The 16,942-nt window shown below is 73.5% G+C and carries 13 protein-coding genes; 1 reads left to right on the top strand and 12 read right to left on the bottom strand.

Annotation, left to right across the window (positions count from 1 at the left end; genetic code table 11):
* Positions 1-318: 318 nt before the first annotated feature.
* The 8 genes from G011_RS0102455 to G011_RS0102420 form a co-directional block, all read right to left on the bottom strand.
* Complete coding sequence (locus G011_RS0102455) at positions 319-1,047, bottom strand: cell division protein FtsQ/DivIB (protein ID WP_019607062.1); 729 nt, start codon at positions 1,045-1,047, stop codon at positions 319-321.
* A gap of 56 nt (positions 1,048-1,103) precedes the next feature.
* A complete protein-coding gene (murC, locus tag G011_RS0102450; protein ID WP_019607061.1) occupies positions 1,104-2,564 on the bottom strand; it encodes a UDP-N-acetylmuramate--L-alanine ligase in 1,461 nt (486 codons plus the stop codon).
* Positions 2,561-3,721, bottom strand: a complete 1,161-nt coding sequence (murG, locus tag G011_RS0102445; protein WP_026337949.1) for an undecaprenyldiphospho-muramoylpentapeptide beta-N-acetylglucosaminyltransferase — start codon at positions 3,719-3,721, stop codon at positions 2,561-2,563. The genes murC and murG overlap by 4 nt, the downstream gene beginning before the upstream one ends.
* The gene (gene ftsW / locus G011_RS0102440; RefSeq protein ID WP_019607059.1) at positions 3,718-5,148 is read right to left on the bottom strand and encodes a putative lipid II flippase FtsW; all 1,431 of its coding nucleotides are present in this window, start codon (positions 5,146-5,148) and stop codon (positions 3,718-3,720) included. The genes murG and ftsW overlap by 4 nt, the downstream gene beginning before the upstream one ends.
* 166 nt (positions 5,149-5,314) lie before the next feature.
* Entirely contained in the window at positions 5,315-6,766 is a 1,452-nt protein-coding gene (murD, locus tag G011_RS0102435; RefSeq protein WP_026337948.1) for a UDP-N-acetylmuramoyl-L-alanine--D-glutamate ligase, read from the bottom strand.
* A 2-nt stretch (positions 6,767-6,768) separates the two neighbouring features.
* Positions 6,769-7,842, bottom strand: a complete 1,074-nt coding sequence (mraY, locus tag G011_RS0102430) for a phospho-N-acetylmuramoyl-pentapeptide-transferase (protein ID WP_013151945.1) — start codon at positions 7,840-7,842, stop codon at positions 6,769-6,771.
* Positions 7,839-9,287, bottom strand: a complete 1,449-nt coding sequence (gene murF, locus G011_RS0102425; protein ID WP_019607057.1) for a UDP-N-acetylmuramoyl-tripeptide--D-alanyl-D-alanine ligase — start codon at positions 9,285-9,287, stop codon at positions 7,839-7,841. Before murF ends, mraY begins: the two co-directional genes overlap by 4 nt.
* Positions 9,288-9,667: 380 nt before the next feature.
* Positions 9,668-11,335 carry a UDP-N-acetylmuramoyl-L-alanyl-D-glutamate--2,6-diaminopimelate ligase gene (locus G011_RS0102420; RefSeq protein WP_026337947.1) on the bottom strand — a complete coding sequence of 556 codons (1,668 nt, stop codon included), beginning with the start codon at positions 11,333-11,335 and terminating at the stop codon, positions 9,668-9,670.
* A gap of 317 nt (positions 11,336-11,652) precedes the next feature.
* Between G011_RS0102420 and mmuM the strand changes: the two genes are divergently transcribed.
* Positions 11,653-12,564 (top strand): homocysteine S-methyltransferase, encoded by a 912-nt coding sequence (mmuM, locus tag G011_RS0102415; protein WP_019607055.1) that lies wholly within the window; start codon positions 11,653-11,655, stop codon positions 12,562-12,564.
* A gap of 23 nt (positions 12,565-12,587) precedes the next feature.
* Here the strand turns inward: mmuM and G011_RS0102410 are convergent, their stop codons facing one another.
* From G011_RS0102410 to mraZ, 4 genes are all read right to left on the bottom strand, one after another.
* On the bottom strand, positions 12,588-14,549 hold the full coding sequence (locus tag G011_RS0102410; protein WP_019607054.1) for a penicillin-binding protein 2: 1,962 nt from the start codon (positions 14,547-14,549) through the stop codon (positions 12,588-12,590).
* Positions 14,546-15,013 (bottom strand): hypothetical protein, encoded by a 468-nt coding sequence (locus G011_RS0102405; RefSeq protein ID WP_019607053.1) that lies wholly within the window; start codon positions 15,011-15,013, stop codon positions 14,546-14,548. The genes G011_RS0102410 and G011_RS0102405 overlap by 4 nt, the downstream gene beginning before the upstream one ends.
* Before the next feature lie 10 nt (positions 15,014-15,023).
* Positions 15,024-16,097, bottom strand: coding sequence for a 16S rRNA (cytosine(1402)-N(4))-methyltransferase RsmH (gene rsmH, locus G011_RS0102400; protein WP_019607052.1), 1,074 nt, complete (start codon positions 16,095-16,097; stop codon positions 15,024-15,026).
* Positions 16,098-16,375: 278 nt separating this feature from the next.
* Positions 16,376-16,807 carry a division/cell wall cluster transcriptional repressor MraZ gene (gene mraZ, locus G011_RS0102395; protein ID WP_013151938.1) on the bottom strand — a complete coding sequence of 144 codons (432 nt, stop codon included), beginning with the start codon at positions 16,805-16,807 and terminating at the stop codon, positions 16,376-16,378.
* Positions 16,808-16,942 lie beyond the last annotated feature (135 nt).

Genomic DNA, 16,942 nt, shown 5'->3' with positions numbered 1-16,942 from the left:
CCCGGAAGGGGCTGGTGCGGTCCGCCGTGAGGCGGAACGGTTCCCGCGTACCCGAAAAGCCTGTTCTGGTGCTTTGTTGACGTTCGGTTGTGTTTCCCGACAGTAAGCGGACCGCCGACCACGGGCAACCGATGACGAGTTCAGCCTAACGGCGCACGACACGGGGAAGCGATGTGCGCCCTCGGCGCGTCGCGTCTGGAATGTCCGCGCGGGACGCCCGGACGTGCCGCCGGGGTCCTCCGGCCCGCCCGCGCCCGTACCGCTCGGCGGACCGGCCCCCGCCGCCGCACCCCTGCCCGTCCTGTTCCTGGGAACGCTTCACCTCACCACGGCGAGGTCGGGCGCGGACACGTCGTAGACGCGTTCCTCCTGCGGCGGGTGCTCGCCGATGAGCACCCGCAGGACGTCGCTCTTGCGCGCGGTCTCCTCTGGCGAGCCCCACTCGACGCGGGCCTCCTCGGCGAGTTCGATCACGATCGCCTCGGGGGCGGTGGCGTCGATGAGCCGGATCCGGGAGAGGAGGGAGTCCGGCGCCCGTTCGACGATGTCGGCGGCGGCGGCGACGGCCTCGTTGCCCTCCACCTCCCCGGTCACCCGGACCAGCGGGTAGGCGTCGGGCAGGCTCGGCGCGTCCTCGATGCGCACGCCGTCGGCGTCGATCAGCCGGTAGTCCTCCCCCGCCTGGACGGCCAGCAGCGGCCGGCGTTCGACCACCTCGACCTCCAGGGTGGCGGGCCAGCCGCGGGTGACCGTGGCCGACTCCACCAGCGGCAGCGCCTCGGCGCGCTCCTCGCTGCGGTCCAGGTCGACCCTGATCAGGGGCGTCCCGGTGGGCACGCCCAGGGCCGCGACCACCTCCTCGGAGGGGGTCCGCTCCAGGCCGGTGACCGCGACGTCGCGCACCACGAGCAGGCGGGACCCGAGCAGCAGCCAGGCGACCACGCAGACCAGGGCGACCACCAGCAGAGCCACGAAGGCGAACTTCCAGGGGTCGGACCGCTTGCGCGGCACCGCGTGCCCAGCCGCCTCCTCCTGCTCAGCGACCACCTGCTCCCCTTCCGTGTGTCCGCGCGACCGCTTCCCCAACGCTGGCCGTTCCCGTCTCAGCCCCCGAGGCCGTCGGCCCTCTGCGCGAGCGCCTCGACGATGCGCGGGCCCAGCTCGGTGACGTCGCCCGCGCCCATGGTGAGCACGATGTCGCCGGGGCCGGCCAGCTCGGCCGCCCGGAGCACGGCGTCGTCGCGGCCGGGCACGTACCACACGCGGTCGTGCGCGACACGTGAGGTGATCAGCTCCGCCGTGACCCCGGGCTCGGGGTCCTCGCGGGCGGCGTAGACCTCGGTGACCACGACCTCGTCGGCCAGGCCCAGAGCGGCGGCGAACTCCTCGGCGAAGATGCGGGTGCGGCTGTACAGGTGCGGTTGGAACAGGGCGATGACCCTGCCCCCGGCGTGCTCCCGACCGTCCTCGCGCGCCTCCTCGGCCAGGGACTCCAGCGCCGCCCGGGTCGCGCGCAGGTCGGCCTCGATCTCGGTGGGGTGGTGGGCGTAGCTGTCGTAGACGGCCACTCCCCCCGCCTCGCCCTTGGGTTCGAAGCGGCGCGCGGCGCCGGCGAAGTCGGCGATGCCCTCGACCGCCACCTCCAGGTCGTGGCCCAGCTCGTCGGCGACCGCGACGGCCGCGGCCGCGTTGAGCACGTTGTGGCGGCCCGGCACGGCGAGTTGGCCGTCCACGGGCTCGCCGTTCGCGGTGCGGATGGTGAACTCGGTGGTGAAGCCGCGGGCGCGCACCCGGGTGACGCGGTAGTCGGCGTCCTCGGCCTCGCCGTAGGTGAGCACCCGCTTGCCGCGTTCGCGGGCCAGCTCGGCCACCCGGCGGGCGCCGGGGTCGTCCACGCCCACGACGAGCGTGCGCTCGACCCGGTCGACGAACGAGGCGAAGTTGGCGTGGATCTCCTCGATACCGCTGTAGTTGTCCAGGTGGTCGGCCTCGACGTTGGTGACCACGGCGATCTTGGGCGAGAGCATGAGGAAGGAGCCGTCGCTCTCGTCGGCCTCCACCGCGATGACCTCGCCGATGCCGGCGTCGGCGCCCAGGCCGGTGGTGACCAGCTTGCCGCCGATGACGTAGCCGGGGTCGGCGCCCACGTGCTGGAGCACCACCGCGACCATGGACGTGGTGGTGGTCTTGCCGTGGGTGCCCGAGACGGCGACGCCCTCACGGCCCAGCAGCAGCGCGCCCAGGGCCGCGGCCCGGGGCAGCACCCGCAGGCCCCGGCGGCGCGCCTCGACCAGTTCGGGGTTGTCCTCGCGAATGGCGGAGGAGACCACCAGGGTCTCCGCCGTGCCGAGGTTGTCGGCGGCGTGTCCCACGTGGACGTCGGCGCCCATCTGCTCCAGTTCGCGCAGGGTGTCGCTGTCGCGGGCGTCGCTGCCCGAGACCTCCACCCCCGACTGGAGCAGCACGCGGGCGATGCCGGACATGCCCGCTCCGCCCAGGCCGATGAAGTGGGTACGGCCCAGCTTGTCCACGGGCACCGGCTCGGTCGGCCGCACCAGGCTCATCGGGTGTCCTTCCCGTCGTCGTAGAAGGCCTCGTCGCCGTCGTCCTCGGACACCGGCATGTCGGGCGTGGGTTTGTCACCGCGGGCGATGGCCGTGACCTCGCGGGCCAGCTCCATGTCGGCGTCGCGGCGGCCCATCCGGGCGGCCGCCTCGGACATGGCCACGACCCGGTCGGTGTCGGTGAGCAGCGGGATGAGCTGCTGGGTGATCCACTCGACGGAGACATCGGCGTTGTCGACCATCATCCCGCCGCCCGCCTGGACGATGGGCTCGGCGTTGAGGGCCTGCTCGCCGTTGCCGATGGCCAGCGGCACGAACGCGCCGGGCAGGCCGACGGCGGTCAGCTCGGCGCAGGTCATCGCCCCGGAGCGGCACATGGCCACGTCGGCCGCGGCGTAGGCCATGTCCATGCGGTCCACGTAGGGGACGGCGACGTAGGGGATGCCCATCTGGGTGAGGTCCTGGGGCTCGTCGGCGTTCTTGGGACCGACCACGTGCAGCACCTGGACGCCGCTGTCGCGGAAGGCGTCGCGGGCGGCGTAGGCGGTCTCGTTGATGCGCTGGGCGCCCTGGGAGCCGCCGAAGATCAGCAGGGTGGGCAGGTCGTGGCGCAGACCGAAGTAGGTGCGGGCCTTGTCGCCCATGGCCAGCCGGTCGAGCGAGGTGATCTGCTCGCGCAGCGGGATGCCCACGAAGCGGCCGTTGCGGATCTGGGTGTGGGGGTGACCGGTGAACACGTGCGGGGTCAGGCGCGCGCCCAGCCGGTTGGCCAGGCCCGGCAGGGGGTTGGCCTCGTGGACGACGATGGGGATGCGCCTGCGGCGGGCGGCCAGGTAGCCGGGCGTGGCCACGTAGCCGCCGAAGCCGACGATGATGTCGGCCTGGAGCCGGTCCAGGTGCTCACCGGCCGCGCTGAGGGCCCCCGCGAGCTTGCCGGGCACGCTGAGCAGCTGCGGGGTGAGCCTGCGCGGCAGGGGGACGGCCGGGATGATGCCCAGCTCGTAGCCGCGCATGGGCACCAGCCGGGTCTCGAGGCCCCGCTCGGTGCCCAGGCAGAGGATCTCCGTGCTGGGGTCCATGCGCCGCAGCGCGTCCGCAAGGGAGAGTGCGGGCTCGATATGCCCGGCCGTGCCGCCTCCGGCGAGGGCTACCCTCATCGTCGCCGATTCCTCCTTGGCCGGTCACCCGCCGGGACCGGTCCGCTCCTGTGCTTGGCCGTTGTCCTGCCACCGCGGGCGCCCGCCGTGCGCGGGCCGCGTGCCGTGGTGGGTCGCCCGGACGCCGCCGCGCCGCCGAGGTTGTTCACCGAGGCGGCGATGTTGTCCAGGCCCAGCCAGCTTAGAGCCCTTTGCACCCGACTGGGACCCCGGGCCTCCAGCACCTTGCGCGCCTCCGGCTCGGTCTTGGCCAGTGCCAGGAGAACGCCCAGGGCCGCCATGGTGGTGACCAGAGACGAGCCCCCGTAGGAGACCAGGGGCAGCGGGACGCCGGTGACGGGCAGCAGCCCGATGACGGCGCCCATGTTGATCATGGCCTGGCCCATGATCCAGGTGACGATGGCGAAGGAGGCCAGGCGGGGGAAGGGCTCCTTGACGCGGAAGGCCACGCGCATCCCGGCGTAGCCGAGCATGCCGAACAGGGCGAGCATGAGCAGGGTGCCGATGAGGCCGAACTCCTCGCCGATGATGGCGAAGACGAAGTCGGACTCGGCGAAGGGCAGGAAGCCCCACTTCTCGCGGCTCTCGCCGATGCCGACGCCGAAGATCCCGCCGGTGCCCAGGGCGTAGAGGCTGTGCAGCGACTGCATGCCCGAGCCCAGGGGGTCGGCCTCGGGGTCCAGGAAGGAGGTGACGCGCGCCATGCGGTAGGGCTCGACGGCGATGGCGATGGCGGCCAGCCCCAGGACCAGGCCGAACATGGCCCCGAACAGCCTGCCGGGCGCGCCGACCACCCACAGCAGCCCCAGGAAGGTGACCAGGAACACCAGGCCCGTGGACAGGTTGGAGCCCAGCAGGACCAGCAGGACCAGCAGGCCGCATCCGGGCAGCAGCGGGATGAGCAGGTGCCGCCACTCGGTGAGCTCGCGCAGCTCCTCCTTGCGGGCCAGGATGTTGGCGCCCCACAGGGCGAAGGCGAGCTTGGCCGGTTCGGAGGGCTGGATGATCAGCCCGCCCAGGTCCAGCCAGCGGGTGGCGCCGTTGACCTCCACGCCCTGGAAGACGGTGAGCAGCAGCAGCGCCGCCGAGACGATCATCGCCGGGTAGCCGATCAGGCGGAAGATCCGCTGGGGCAGGTGGGAGGCCAGGAACATCAGCGGCAGGCCCAGGGCGGCCGAGACCAGCTGCTGCTGGAACATCGAGAAGGCCGAGCCGGTCTCGTCGATGGAGTTGACCATCGTGGAGGACAGCACCATCATCAGGCCCAGCGCGATGAGCAGGACCGAGGTGCCCAGGATCAGGTAGTACGAGGTGAGCGGCCGGTCCAGCAGGCGGACCCATTCACGCCACAGGGCGCGTTCGCGTCCGCCCGCCGCCGCGCGCGCCTTGGACCGGGTCGCCCCGGGAACCGCCGTCGTCGCCGCCATCCACACCCTCCGCACCAAATTCGCGCCTCAATACTGGCGTACCGGCGGGTGCGAAGCCGTGGACATTTCGCGCGTGTTGGCCATCTTTGGCGGTCCGGGGCGTGGCGGAGGGCACAGTGGGGGCCGCCCGCGCGCGTTCGGTCACGCACGGGCGGCGGACCGTCACTCAGGGCAAGCGGAGTACGGCCTCGGCGAAGAGGCGGCCCCGTTCGTGGTAGTCGGTGAACATGTCCATGGAGGCGGCCGCGGGCGCCAGCAGGACGGTGTCGCCCTCCTCGGCCAGGGAGGCGGCGGTGGCGACCACCGCGTCCATGACGGTGCCGTCCCCGTCGGCGGGGCCCTCGACCTCCACCACCGGCACCCCGGGGGCGTGCTCGGCCAGGGCCTCGCGCAGCCGGGCGCGGTCGGCGCCGATGAGCACGGCCGCGCGCAGGCGGCCGGCGGCCATCGCGGCCAGGTCGTCGACCTCGGCGCCCTTGAGCAGGCCCCCCGCGATCCAGACCACGGACGGGTAGGAGCCCAGGGACGCGGCGGCGGCGTGCGGGTTGGTGGCCTTGGAGTCGTCCACGTAGTCCACGCCCCCCGCGGTGGCCACGAAGGCGATGCGGTGCGGCTCGGGCTCGAAGGCGGCCAGCCCGGCCCGGACCGAACCGGGGTACACGCCCACCGAGCGGGCCAGCGCGGCGGCGGCCAGGGCGTTGGCGACGTTGTGCGGCGCGGCCGGGCGCACGTCGGAGAGCGTGGCCAGCTCCTCGGCGCTGCTGTGCGGGTCCTCGACGAAGGCCCGGTCCACCAGCAGGTCCTCGACCACGCCGACCTCGCCCGCGCGGGGCGTGTCCAGGCGGAAGCCGACCAGCGGCGTGTGCGGGTCGCCGTCCTCCTCGGCCAGGCGGACCGACCAGGCGTCGGCGGTGTTGACCACGCGCAGGGTGCCGGGCGCGTAGATCCGGCCCTTGGCGCGGGCGTAGGGGTCCAGGCCGCCGTGCCAGTCCAGGTGGTCGGGGGCGACGTTGAGGACCGTCGCGGCGTGCGGGCGCAGGCTGGAGGACCAGTGCAGCTGGAAGCTGGACAGCTCCACCGCCAGGACCTCGCGGAAGCGGCCCCCGGCGTCGGGCTGGACCGCCTCCACGACCGGGGTGCCGACGTTGCCGACGGCGAGCGCGTCGCGGCCGTCCGCGCGCAGCATCGCCTCCAGCATGCGCACGGTGGTGGTCTTGCCGTTGGTGCCGGTGACGGCCAGCCACACCTGGTCGGCGGGCTTGAGCCGCCAGGCGAGTTCGACGTCCCCGATGACCTCGATCCCGGCCTCGGCGGCCCGGACCAGCAGCGGGGAGTCGGGGCGCCAGCCGGGCGAGGTGACCACCAGGTCGCAGTCCGCGGGCAGCGGGGTGTCGCCCAGGACGACCTCGGCGCCCTCCGCCCGGAGCCGGTCGGCCACCGGGCGGACGGTGTCGTCGTCGCGGCCGTCGACGACGGTCACGCGGGCCCCGCGGGCCAGGAGCGCCCTGGCCACGGGGGGCCCGGACACTCCCAGGCCCGCGACGCAGACCCGGCGCCCCTCCAGGGGCGCGCCCTCCGGCGCGGTGCCGGACGGTGTTGGGGAAGCGTGGTGCGCCATGCCTACCTCGGCATCCATTCCAGGTAGAAGAGCCCGATGGCGATCGCCACGAACAGGCCCTGGATGATCCAGAAGCGGATCACGATGGTGGGTTCGGCCCAGCCCTTGAGCTCGAAGTGGTGCTGGAGGGGCGCCATGCGCAGCACACGTTTGCCGGTGAGGCGGAACGAGGTGATCTGGACCATCACCGACAGGGTGATGATGACGAACAGGCCGCCGATGAGCAGCAGCAGGAGCTGCGTGCGGGTGGTGATGGCCAGGCCCACGATCAGACCGCCCAGGGCCAGGGAGCCGGTGTCGCCCATGAAGATCTTGGCGGGCGGGGCGTTGAACCACAGGAAGGCGATGCAGGAGCCGAGCACGGAGGCGGCCACCACGGCCAGGTCCAGGGGGTCGCGGACCGTGTAGCAGCTGTCCGAGAGGTAGGACACGCAGGACTGGCGCAGCTGCCAGTTGCCGATGATGACGTAGGCGACCAGGGACAGGATCGTCGCGCCGGTGGCCAGGCCGTCGAGGCCGTCGGTCAGGTTCACCGCGTTGGAGAAGCCGACGATGAGGAAGAGGGCCCACAGGACGAACAGGCCGATCATCAGCGGGGGGCCGAAGTCGCGGAGGAAGGAGATGCTGGGGGCGGCGGGGGTGTAGCCGTAGCCGTTGGGGAAGAGGGTGACGCCGTAGGCGAAGCCCACGCCGACGATGGCCTGGCCGACCATCTTCGCGCCGCTGCGCAGGCCCAGGCTGCGGCGCTTGTAGATCTTGATGAAGTCGTCGAGGAAGCCGACGCAGCCCATCCCGACGAACAGGAACATCACCAGCAGACCCGACGCGGTGGGCCCGCTGGCGCTGGGCTGCACGATCAGGAGCACCACGTGGGAGCCGAAGTAGCCCACGACGGCGCCGAGGATGATGACGATGCCGCCCATGGTGGGCGTGCCCTGCTTGGTCTTGTGGCCCTCGGGTCCGTCGTCGCGGACCTCCTGGCCGAACTTGAACCGGTACAGGAGCTTGATCAGCGGGGGCATGAGCCCCATGGAGACGACGAGCGCGAGGGCCGCCGCCAGAGTGATGCCGATCACCGGGCGTCACCCTCCGTGATGAGGTCGATAACCCTTTCGAGCCCTGCCACGCGTGATCCCTTCACAATGACGACGTCTCCTGTGCGCATCCGCGCGCGCACGGCCGCGGCAGCCTCGTGAACGTCCGCCACGCGGACGCACTCGCCCTGCCACAGTCCCTGCCGCGCGGCGCCCTCGGCGCCGACGGCGATGCCCTCGGCCGCCTCACCGACCACGACCAGGTGGGCCACGCCCGTGCGGGCGGCGAGCTCACCGATCCTCTCGTGCTCGACCCCGCCGCCCTCGCCGAGCTCGGCCATGTGGGCCAGGACGGCGATGGAGCGGCGGTCCCGGGCGAGGGCGCCCAGGGTGGTCAGCGCCGCCCGCATGGATTCGGGGTTGGCGTTGTAGGCGTCGTTGACGAGGGTGGCGCCGGCGTGCTCGGTGACCTCCATGCGCCACCGGCTGACCGGTGTGGCGGCGCCGAGCGCCTCGGCGATCTCGTCCACGCCCATGCCCAGTTCGTCGGCGACCGCGGCGGCGGCCAGCGCGTTGTGGACCTGGTGGGCGCCGACGAGGGCCAGTTCCACCCGGGCGGTGCGCCCGGCCAGGTGGAGGGTGAAGGAGGGGGCGCCCGTCTCGCGCAGGACCACGTCCGTGGCGCGTACGGTGGCCTCCTCCCCCAGTCCGTAGGTGACCACGCGCGCACGGGTGCGCGCGGCCATGGCGTTCACGCGCGGGTCGTCGGCGTTGAGGACGGCGACGCCTCCCGCGCCCCTGTCCGCGGCTCCCGGCGGGAGCGCCTCGACCAGCTCGCCCTTGGCCTTGGCGATGGCGTCGCGGTCGCCGAACTCCCCCATGTGGGCGCTGCCGACGTTGAGGACCACGCCGATCCGGGGCGGGGCCACTCCGCACAGATGGGCGATGTGCCCGATCCCCCGGGCGGCGGCCTCCAGGACCAGGTAGCGGGTGCCGGTGTCGGCGCGCAGCACGGTGAGGGGGTGGCCGATCTCGTTGTTGAACGAGCCCGCCGGGGCGACGGTCGGACCCATGCGGGCCACGACCTGCGCGATGAGGTCCTTGGTCGTGGTCTTGCCGGAGGATCCGGTGACCGCGACGACCTCGGCGCGCTCCGCTCCGCGGCGGGGATCGCTGAGTTCTCGCGCCACGTGCCGGGCCAGCCGCGTCAGGGCCGCGACGACTCCCTCGTCGCCGCCCTCCGCCAGCAGGTGGGGGGCGTCGACGGGTCGGGAGACCAGGGCCGCCGCCGCTCCGTCCGCGACCGCGGAGGCGGCGAAGTCGTGTCCGTCCACGCGTTCGCCGCCCAGGGCGACGAAGAGCGCGCCGGGCACTGCCTGCCGCGAATCGATGACGACGGGGCCGTCGACGACGGCTTCGGGGCGCGCTGATCCGCCGATGGCGGTTTGGGTGATCTCAGCGATCCGATCGAGCGTGAGCGCGATCAAATCCACTCCTCATGTCAGGCCCGGTCCACGACGCCACAGGGGCGGCTGGCCACCCGGCCGGAGTCTCAGGTCAGGGGATGACACCGCGGATGCCGCGCGTTGCCGCGCCGGGCCTCACCACGGTGTCGGCATGGGCCGCGTCGTGGTCGCCGCCGGGGGCGTCACGTGTCGGGCTGCGATTGCCGGACCTACCTTAGAACATCTTCGGGCGTCCGGAATCCCGCCGGGCCCCCACGGGCGGCAATATGCGCCACTTCGTGACCGTCGGCCCGCACCTGCCCGGAAGCGCTCGCAGGCCCTCCGGTGCGGACGCCGAGGGGGCGCGGGCACGGCCCGCACCCCCTCCTCCAGACGGTTCGTACTCCGGGAGTGTCGGGGTGTCAGCCCTGGTCAGGAACCCGGTGGATGTCCTGGAGGGCGACCCCCAGCCGCTCGCGGGCGCTCATGCCGAGGTGGTCCTCGATGGCCGCGCGCAGCACCTCGCGGTCGTCGAAGGGCAGCACCTCGCCCTTGACGTACTGGCCGGTCTCGTGACCCTTCCCGGCGACAACCACCACATCGCCGGGACGGGCGCGCTCGACGGCCAGGCGGATGGCCTCGGCCCGGTCGAACTCCACGGTGACCCGGGCTCGGTGCTCCTCAGGCACCTTGGCGACCCCTTCGAGCATCGAGGCGGCGATGCTCACGGGGTCCTCGGTGCGCGGGTTGTCGTTGGTGATGACCAGCTGGTCGGACAGGCGCGCGGCGGCCTCGCCCATGAGCGGGCGTTTGGCGCGGTCACGGTCGCCTCCGCAGCCGACCACCATGGTCAGCCCGCCCTCGGTGGTGGCGCGCAGGGCGGTCAGGACGGCCTCGATGGCGCCGGGCTTGTGCGAGTAGTCCACGAGGGCGGTGAAGTCCTGGAAGGCGTGGGGCACGGCGTTGGCCACGACCGGCTCCATGCGCCCGGGCACGCCCGGGGCGGCGGCCACACCGGCGATCGCGGTCTCCAGCGGCAGCCCCGCCTCGACCAGACCGACGATGGCGGCCATCGCGTTGGAGACGTTGAAGGGTCCGGGCAGGGCGACGGAGGCGTTGGCCTCCATGCCGCCGGGGCCCACGATGCGGAAGGCGCTCCCCATGGCGCCCAGACGCACGTCCACGGCCCGCCAGTCGGCCTCCATGGCGGTGGCGGGGTCGGCGTCGGTGTAGCCGTCCACGGCGAAGGTGGTGACGGGGACGCGGCCGTCGGCCTGCACCATGTCCACGAGCGCGCGGCCGAAGCGGTCGTCGGCGTTGACCACCGCGATGTCGCAGTACTCGGGGGTGAACAGGCGGGCCTTGGCGTCGAAGTAGTCGCGCAGGTCGGAGTGGAAGTCCAGGTGGTCCTGGGACAGGTTGGTGAAGACCGCGACGTCGTAGCGGGTGCCGCCGACCCGGCTCAGGGCCAGGGCGTGGCTGGAGACCTCCATGGCGGCGGCGGAGACGCCGCGTTCGCGCATGAGGGCGAACAGGCCGTGCAGGTCGGTGGCCTCGGGCGTGGTGAGCGAGGAGGCGACGCGCTCGTCGCCCACGCGCATCTCCACGGTGCCGACGAGGCCGGTGCGCATTCCGGCGTGGCGCAGGCCCGACTCGACCAGGTACGTGACGGTGGTCTTGCCGCTGGTGCCGGTGGTGCCGATCAGCAGCAGGTCCTGCGCCGGGTCCTTGAAGACCCACGAGGCCGCCGTGCCCAGCACGGCGCGCACGTCGGGGACCACGATGACGGGCAGCCCGGTGGCGGCGGCCCGCTCGGCCCCGTCCCCGTCGGTGAGGACGGCGGCGGCGCCCGCCTCGGCGGCCTGCTCGGCGAAGTCGGCGCCGTGCGCGCGGGTCCCGGGCAGGGCGGCGTACAGGTCTCCGGGCCCCACCTTGCGGGAGTCGTGGGTGATGCCGCGGACGTGCACCTCCCTGTCCGGCACCTCGGGGGGTCGGTCCGCGCCCAGGTCCGGGCGCAGGAGGGAGGCGTCCGGCCCGAGCAGCGCTGCGAGGGCGGACAGTGGACGAAGTGGCGTGTGTTCAGGTCGCATTACCGGTGGCACGTGTGGAGGTTAACCGCTGTCGACGACCGGCCGGTAATTTCCACGCTGCGTTCGCCGAGGTTTCCCGAACCGGGCGTTTCGCCCAGGTTACGCGGGTTCGCCGTACACGTCGATGACCGTCCGGTGTCCTTCGCGGCCGGGGGCGCGCCCCCGGTCGGCGGGCCCCGGAGCCCACGGCCGCGGGGAGGCGCGGCCGCGGCCCGGCGGCCCGGACGTACGGTGCGGCGGCGGGCCGGCGGCCCCGACCGGGTGTCCACGCCTAGGCTGGAGGCGTCCTCGACCCGGCCCGAACGCGGAGGTGGCGCATGGCCGGAACCGCCCCGTCGCGGCGCCCGCTGGTGCTCGACGGCGGGCTGGCGACCCGTCTGGAGGCCTACGGCCGCGACCTGGGCGGCGGGCTGTGGTCGGCGCGGCTGCTGGCCGAGGAGCCCGATCTCGTCCGACGTGTGCACCGGGACTACTTCGAGGCGGGCGCGGACGTGGCCATCGCCGCCGGGTACCAGGCGAGCGTTCCGGTACTGACCGCGCGGGGCGCCACCGAGTCCGAGGCCCTGGCGCTGATCGCCCGCTCGGTGGAGCTGGCGCGGGCCGAGCGCGACGCGTTCGGCTCCGGGCTGGTGGCCGCCGGGGTGGGCCCCTACGGCGCGGCCCGGGCGGACGGCTCGGAGTACACCGGCGACTACGACCTGGACGAGGAGGGCCTGTACGCCTGGCACCGGGAGCGCTGGCGGGTGCTCGCCGGCTCCGGGGCGGACCTGCTCGCCTGCGAGACCGTGCCCTCGGCGGCCGAGGCCCGGGCGCTGGCCCGGCTGCTCGCCGAGACCCCCGGCGCCCGCGCGTGGATCAGCTTCTCCTGCCGGGACGGTGAGCGCATCAGCGACGGCACTCCCCTGCGCGAGGCGGCCGCCGGACTCGCCCCGCTGCACGCCGACGGGCGGCTGGTGGCGGTGGGCGTCAACTGCACCGCGCCCCGGCACGTCCCCGCGCTGGTGCGCGCGGTCGCCGCGTGCGGCCTGCCGGCGGTGGCCTACCCCAACTCGGGGGAGGAGTGGGACGCGGCGCGGGGGCGGTGGACCGGCACGGCCGATCCCGAGGAGTTCGGCCGCGCCGCCGTGGAATGGTACGGGGCCGGAGCGGTGCTCGTGGGCGGGTGCTGCCGCACCGGCCCCGAGCACGTGCGCTCCGTGCGCGCCCACCTGGACCGCGCCGCGCCCTGACGGGGACGCCCCCGGCTGCCCCCCTAGCCGCCGCCCTGGTCCTCCGACAGCCGGATGGCGGGCGCCTCGGTCCCCGACGGCGGGACCTTCAGCGTCTTGAGCGCGAAGGACATGACGTCGTTGAACACCGGCCCCGCGGCCTCGCCGCCGTAGTAGTCCTGCTGCGGGTCGTGCAGCACCACCTGGACCACGACCTCCGGGTCGTCGGCGGGCGCGAACCCGGAGAAGGTGGACGTGTACCCGCCGCCGTCGTAGCCGCCCGTCTCCGGGTCGAGCCGGTTGGCGGTACCGGTCTTGCCCGCGACCCGGTACCCGTCGATGCGGGCCTGGGGCGCGGTGCCCTCGTCACTGGTGACCGCCTCCAGCATCAACGCGAGCTGATCGGCGGTCTCCTCGCTGAACACGCGCCGCTGTTCGGGCTCCTCGGACGGGGTGAACTCCCCCTGGGCGTTCACCGTCCCGGCGACCACCCGGGGCTCCACCCGCACACCGCCGTTGGCGACGGTGGCGTACACCGACGCCATCTGGGCGGCGGTCACCGACAGGCCGTGGCCGATGGAGACCGACGGCAGCTGGGTGCCCCACCAGTCCTCCGGGTCCTTGAGCACGCCCGCCTGCTCACCGGGCAGCTGGAGCCCGGTCGGCTGGCCGAGCCCGAACTCCTCCAGGTAGGAGTGCAGGACGCCCCGCCCCACCTGGTCGGCGATCTCGATGGTGCCCACGTTGCTGGACTGGGCCATGATGCCGTTGGTGGTCAGGCGCAGGGTCTCGTGGGGGCTGGAGTCCTTGAACGTCGTGTCCAGGTACCGGATGCTGTCGGGCACGGTGTAGACCGTCTCCGGGGTGGTGACGCCCTCCTCCAGTGCGGCGCCGATGGTGACGACCTTGTTGGTGCTGCCCGGCTCGAAGATCGTGGCCACCGCGCCGTTGGACCACTGCTCGGGGGAGCTGGAGGAGATGTCGCTCTGGGAGTAGGTCGGGTAGTCGGCCATGGCGAGGATCTCACCGGTGCCGACCCGCTCCACGATGACGCTGCCGCCCTGGGCGTCCAGCTCCTCCACCCGCTCGGCGAGGGTCTGGGCCGCGTACCACTGGATGTCCTGGTTCAGGGTCAGGCGCACGTCCTGGCCCGGCTCGGGTTCGCTGACCAGGCCGCCCGCCATGGGGATCTGGGTGCCGTCTGCGCCCACCTCGACGCGGCGCTTGCCCGCCTCACCGGCCAGGGTGTCGTTGAGGTAGCCCTCCAGCCCCTCCAGGCCGTGGCCCTCGGCGCCGACGAAGCCGACGAGGTCGGCGGCGCCGGTCTCCTCGGGGTAGACGCGCTCGTAGGAGACCTGCGAGCCCAGGCCGGACAGGTTGAGGTCGGCCAGCTCCTCCCACTCCGCGGGCAGGACCCCGCGGGCGACCACCTCGTAGCGGCTGGGCGCGGCGTCCACCTTCTGGGCGACCTCGTCCTCCTCCAGGTCGAAGCGGGTGACGAGCTCCTCGACGAGTTGGTCGCGCTCGTCCTCGGCGACCGTCTCGGGGTCGACGAAGACGGTGCGCGCCTCCAGCGACAGCGCGAAGGGGTTGCCGTCGGCGTCGGTGATCTGACCGCGCAGGGTGGGGATGTCGATGGTCTGCAGGCGCGTGTTGGAGGCCGCCTCGGCGTAGTGGTCGGCCTCCACGACCTGGATCTGCACCAGGCGTCCCGCGAAGAGCAGCAGGACGGCCATGATCAGGGCCCCGCCGATCTTGATGCGCCCCGGCGGCTCACCCCTGCGGAAGGTGCGGCGCAGCAGGGGCGGGGGCGGGGAGCCCCCGCCGCGGCGGCGCTCACCACCGCGCGCCTCCCGCGCCGGACGCCCCGGGGTGCGCGCCGAGGGGCGGGCGCCGCCGTCGGGGCGGCGCGGCTCGCGCTGGGGCCTCTTGGGCCGGGACCCCGAGCGGTTGGCCGCTCCGGGCCTGCGGGGGTCCCGGGGACGCCGGTCTCTGGGAGTGCTCACTCACCGCTCCCGGTGGCGCCGCTGATCTCACCGGTCTCGGGGTCGAGGAAGAGCGGGGGTTCACCGCCCTGCTCCATGCCCATGGCCTCGGCCTCGTCGGAGATGCGCTCGGAGCTCTCCAGTTCGGCGACCGTGCTGCGCCGCTGCTGCTCCTCGTAGGACAGCTCCCGGTTCTCCTCCTTGAGGTTGGCGATGGCGAAGGCCTCCTCGGCCACGACGCTGCGCAGGACGAGCAGGCTGACGAGCGTGGCCCCCAGCAGGAACAGGATGAGCAGGACGAAGGGGATGCGCGGCGCCCGGCCCTGCGCACCGCCCCCGGTCCGGGTGCGCTTGGCCGGTGCGGGCGCGGCCGCGGGCTTGGTCGCGGGTCCGACCGCCCGCTTGGGCCGCGCGGGGGCGGTCTTCCCGGCGGGGGCCTTGCCACCGCGTACGGGCGTGCGGCGCGTGTCCGTCCTCGTGCTCATCTGGGTCTCCCTACTGCCGCGGCGGTCGCACGCGTTCGGCCGCCCGGAGGCGGGCCGACTGCGCGCGCGGGTTGCGTTCGTTCTCTTCGTCCGTGGGGAGTTCGGCCCCCCGGGTGAGCAGCCGGAGTTCGGGCTGTCGTTCGGGAAGGGGGACCGGCAGGTCGGCGGGCGTGGTGTCGGTGGCCAGCGCGGCCAGGGCCCTCTTGGTCATCCGGTCCTCCAGCGAGTGGTAGGACAGCACGGCCACGCGGCCGCCGACCGCCAGGCGCGCGATCGCGGCGGGCAGGGCGCGTTCGAGGATGGACAGTTCGGCGTTGACCTCGATGCGCAGGCCCTGGAAGGCGCGTTTGGCGGGGTGGCCGCCGGTGCGGCGGGTGGCCGCCGGGATGGCCTCGCGCACCAGTTCGGCCAGCGCGCGGGTGGACTCGATGGGCGCTTGGGCGCGCTGGCGCTCGATGGCCCTGGCCACGCGGGAGGCGAAGCGCTCCTCGCCGTAGGTGCGCAGCACGCGGGTGAGCTCGGCGATCGGGTAGGTGTTGACGACCTCGGCCGCGGTCAGCGACTGGTCGCGGTCCATGCGCATGTCCAGCGGCGCGTCGTGGGCGTAGGCGAAGCCGCGGTCGGTCTCGTCCAGCTGCGGCGAGGAGACGCCGAGGTCGAGCAGGACGGCGTCGGCCTCGGCGGCGCCCGCCTCGTCCAGGGCTCGCGGGATGTCGGAGTAGACCGCGTGCACGAAGTGGGTGCGGTCGGCGTAGGGCGCCAGGCGTGCGGCGCTGCGCTCCAGGGCGGTGGTGTCGCGGTCGACGCCGACCAGGCGCATGCCGGGGCAGGCGCGCAGGAGCGCCTCGGAGTGGCCGCCCAGGCCCAGGGTGCCGTCGACCAGGACGGCGCCGGGCCGCTCCAGGGCCGGAGCGAGCAGTTCCACGATCCGGTCGAGCATGACGGGCACGTGCAGGGGGTCGGCTCCGGAGCGGGCCGCGTCGAGGCGCGCCTGCTCCCCGGCGGTGTTCTCCCCGTCGGCGGGCACGCCGCTCCCGTCCGTGCGGGCGCCCCCGGTCCCGCCGTCCTGCCCGATGTCCCCCATGTGCTGCTGTTCCTCCACGCTGTCGCCGTCTCCCCCCGAGTCGCCGTGGTAGCGCCGCGGTCGGTGCGCTCCACGGTGTCCTTGGCACGGCCCGGCGGGTTCCGGCGGGCCTCCGGACACGGCCGCTATTGTCCACCTTCCGGTGGCTTCGCGCTCACGACCTGGCACCGGGGAAGTCGCGCCAGCTCGTGGAGACCGCGCCCGGAGGCCGTTGCCGGACTCCGGCTTGCGAGGGTGTGGACTGTGTGCTGGTCGGCCCGGCGGTGCTTCCGCCGGGGTCACAGCACCCCGGGCAGCACCTCCTCCGACAGCTGCGCGAAGGCGGGTTCCTGTTCGGCCTCGTAGTCCGACCACGCCCGGGAGTCCCAGATCTCCAGGCGAGTGTTGGCGCCGATCACGACGCACTCCCGCTCCAGGCCCGCGTAGTCGCGGAGCTTGGCCGGGATGGTGACCCTTCCCTGCTTGTCGCAGTTCTCGTCCGAGGCGCTGGCGAAGAGGACCCTGCTGTAGTCGCGCACCGCCTTGGCGGTGACCGGGGTGGTGGCGAGGGCGTCGGTGATGCGCCGGAACTCCTCCGTCGGGAAGACGTAGAGGCAGCGTTCCTGGCCCTTGGTGATCACCAGACCCCCCGACAGCTCGTCGCGGTACTTCGCGGGGAGGAAGAGCCGCCCCTTCTGGTCGAGCCGGGGCGTGTGGGTGCCGAGGAACACACTTCCACCTCCCTCACCCTCGAAGTGGAGAATTCGCCCTCTCCACGGTGCCCCACCTTACTCCACTCTTCCCCACCGTCAACAGATCTTTCCGGCTTTTACGCCCACTGCGGGCCAGGAAATCGCAGGTCACAG

Source organism: Nocardiopsis sp. CNS-639 (genome assembly GCF_000381685.1).
Taxonomy (GTDB): domain Bacteria; phylum Actinomycetota; class Actinomycetes; order Streptosporangiales; family Streptosporangiaceae; genus Nocardiopsis; species Nocardiopsis dassonvillei.
The sequence above is the reverse complement of the archived record's forward strand: the minus strand, read 5'-3'. Positions and strand labels throughout refer to the sequence as shown.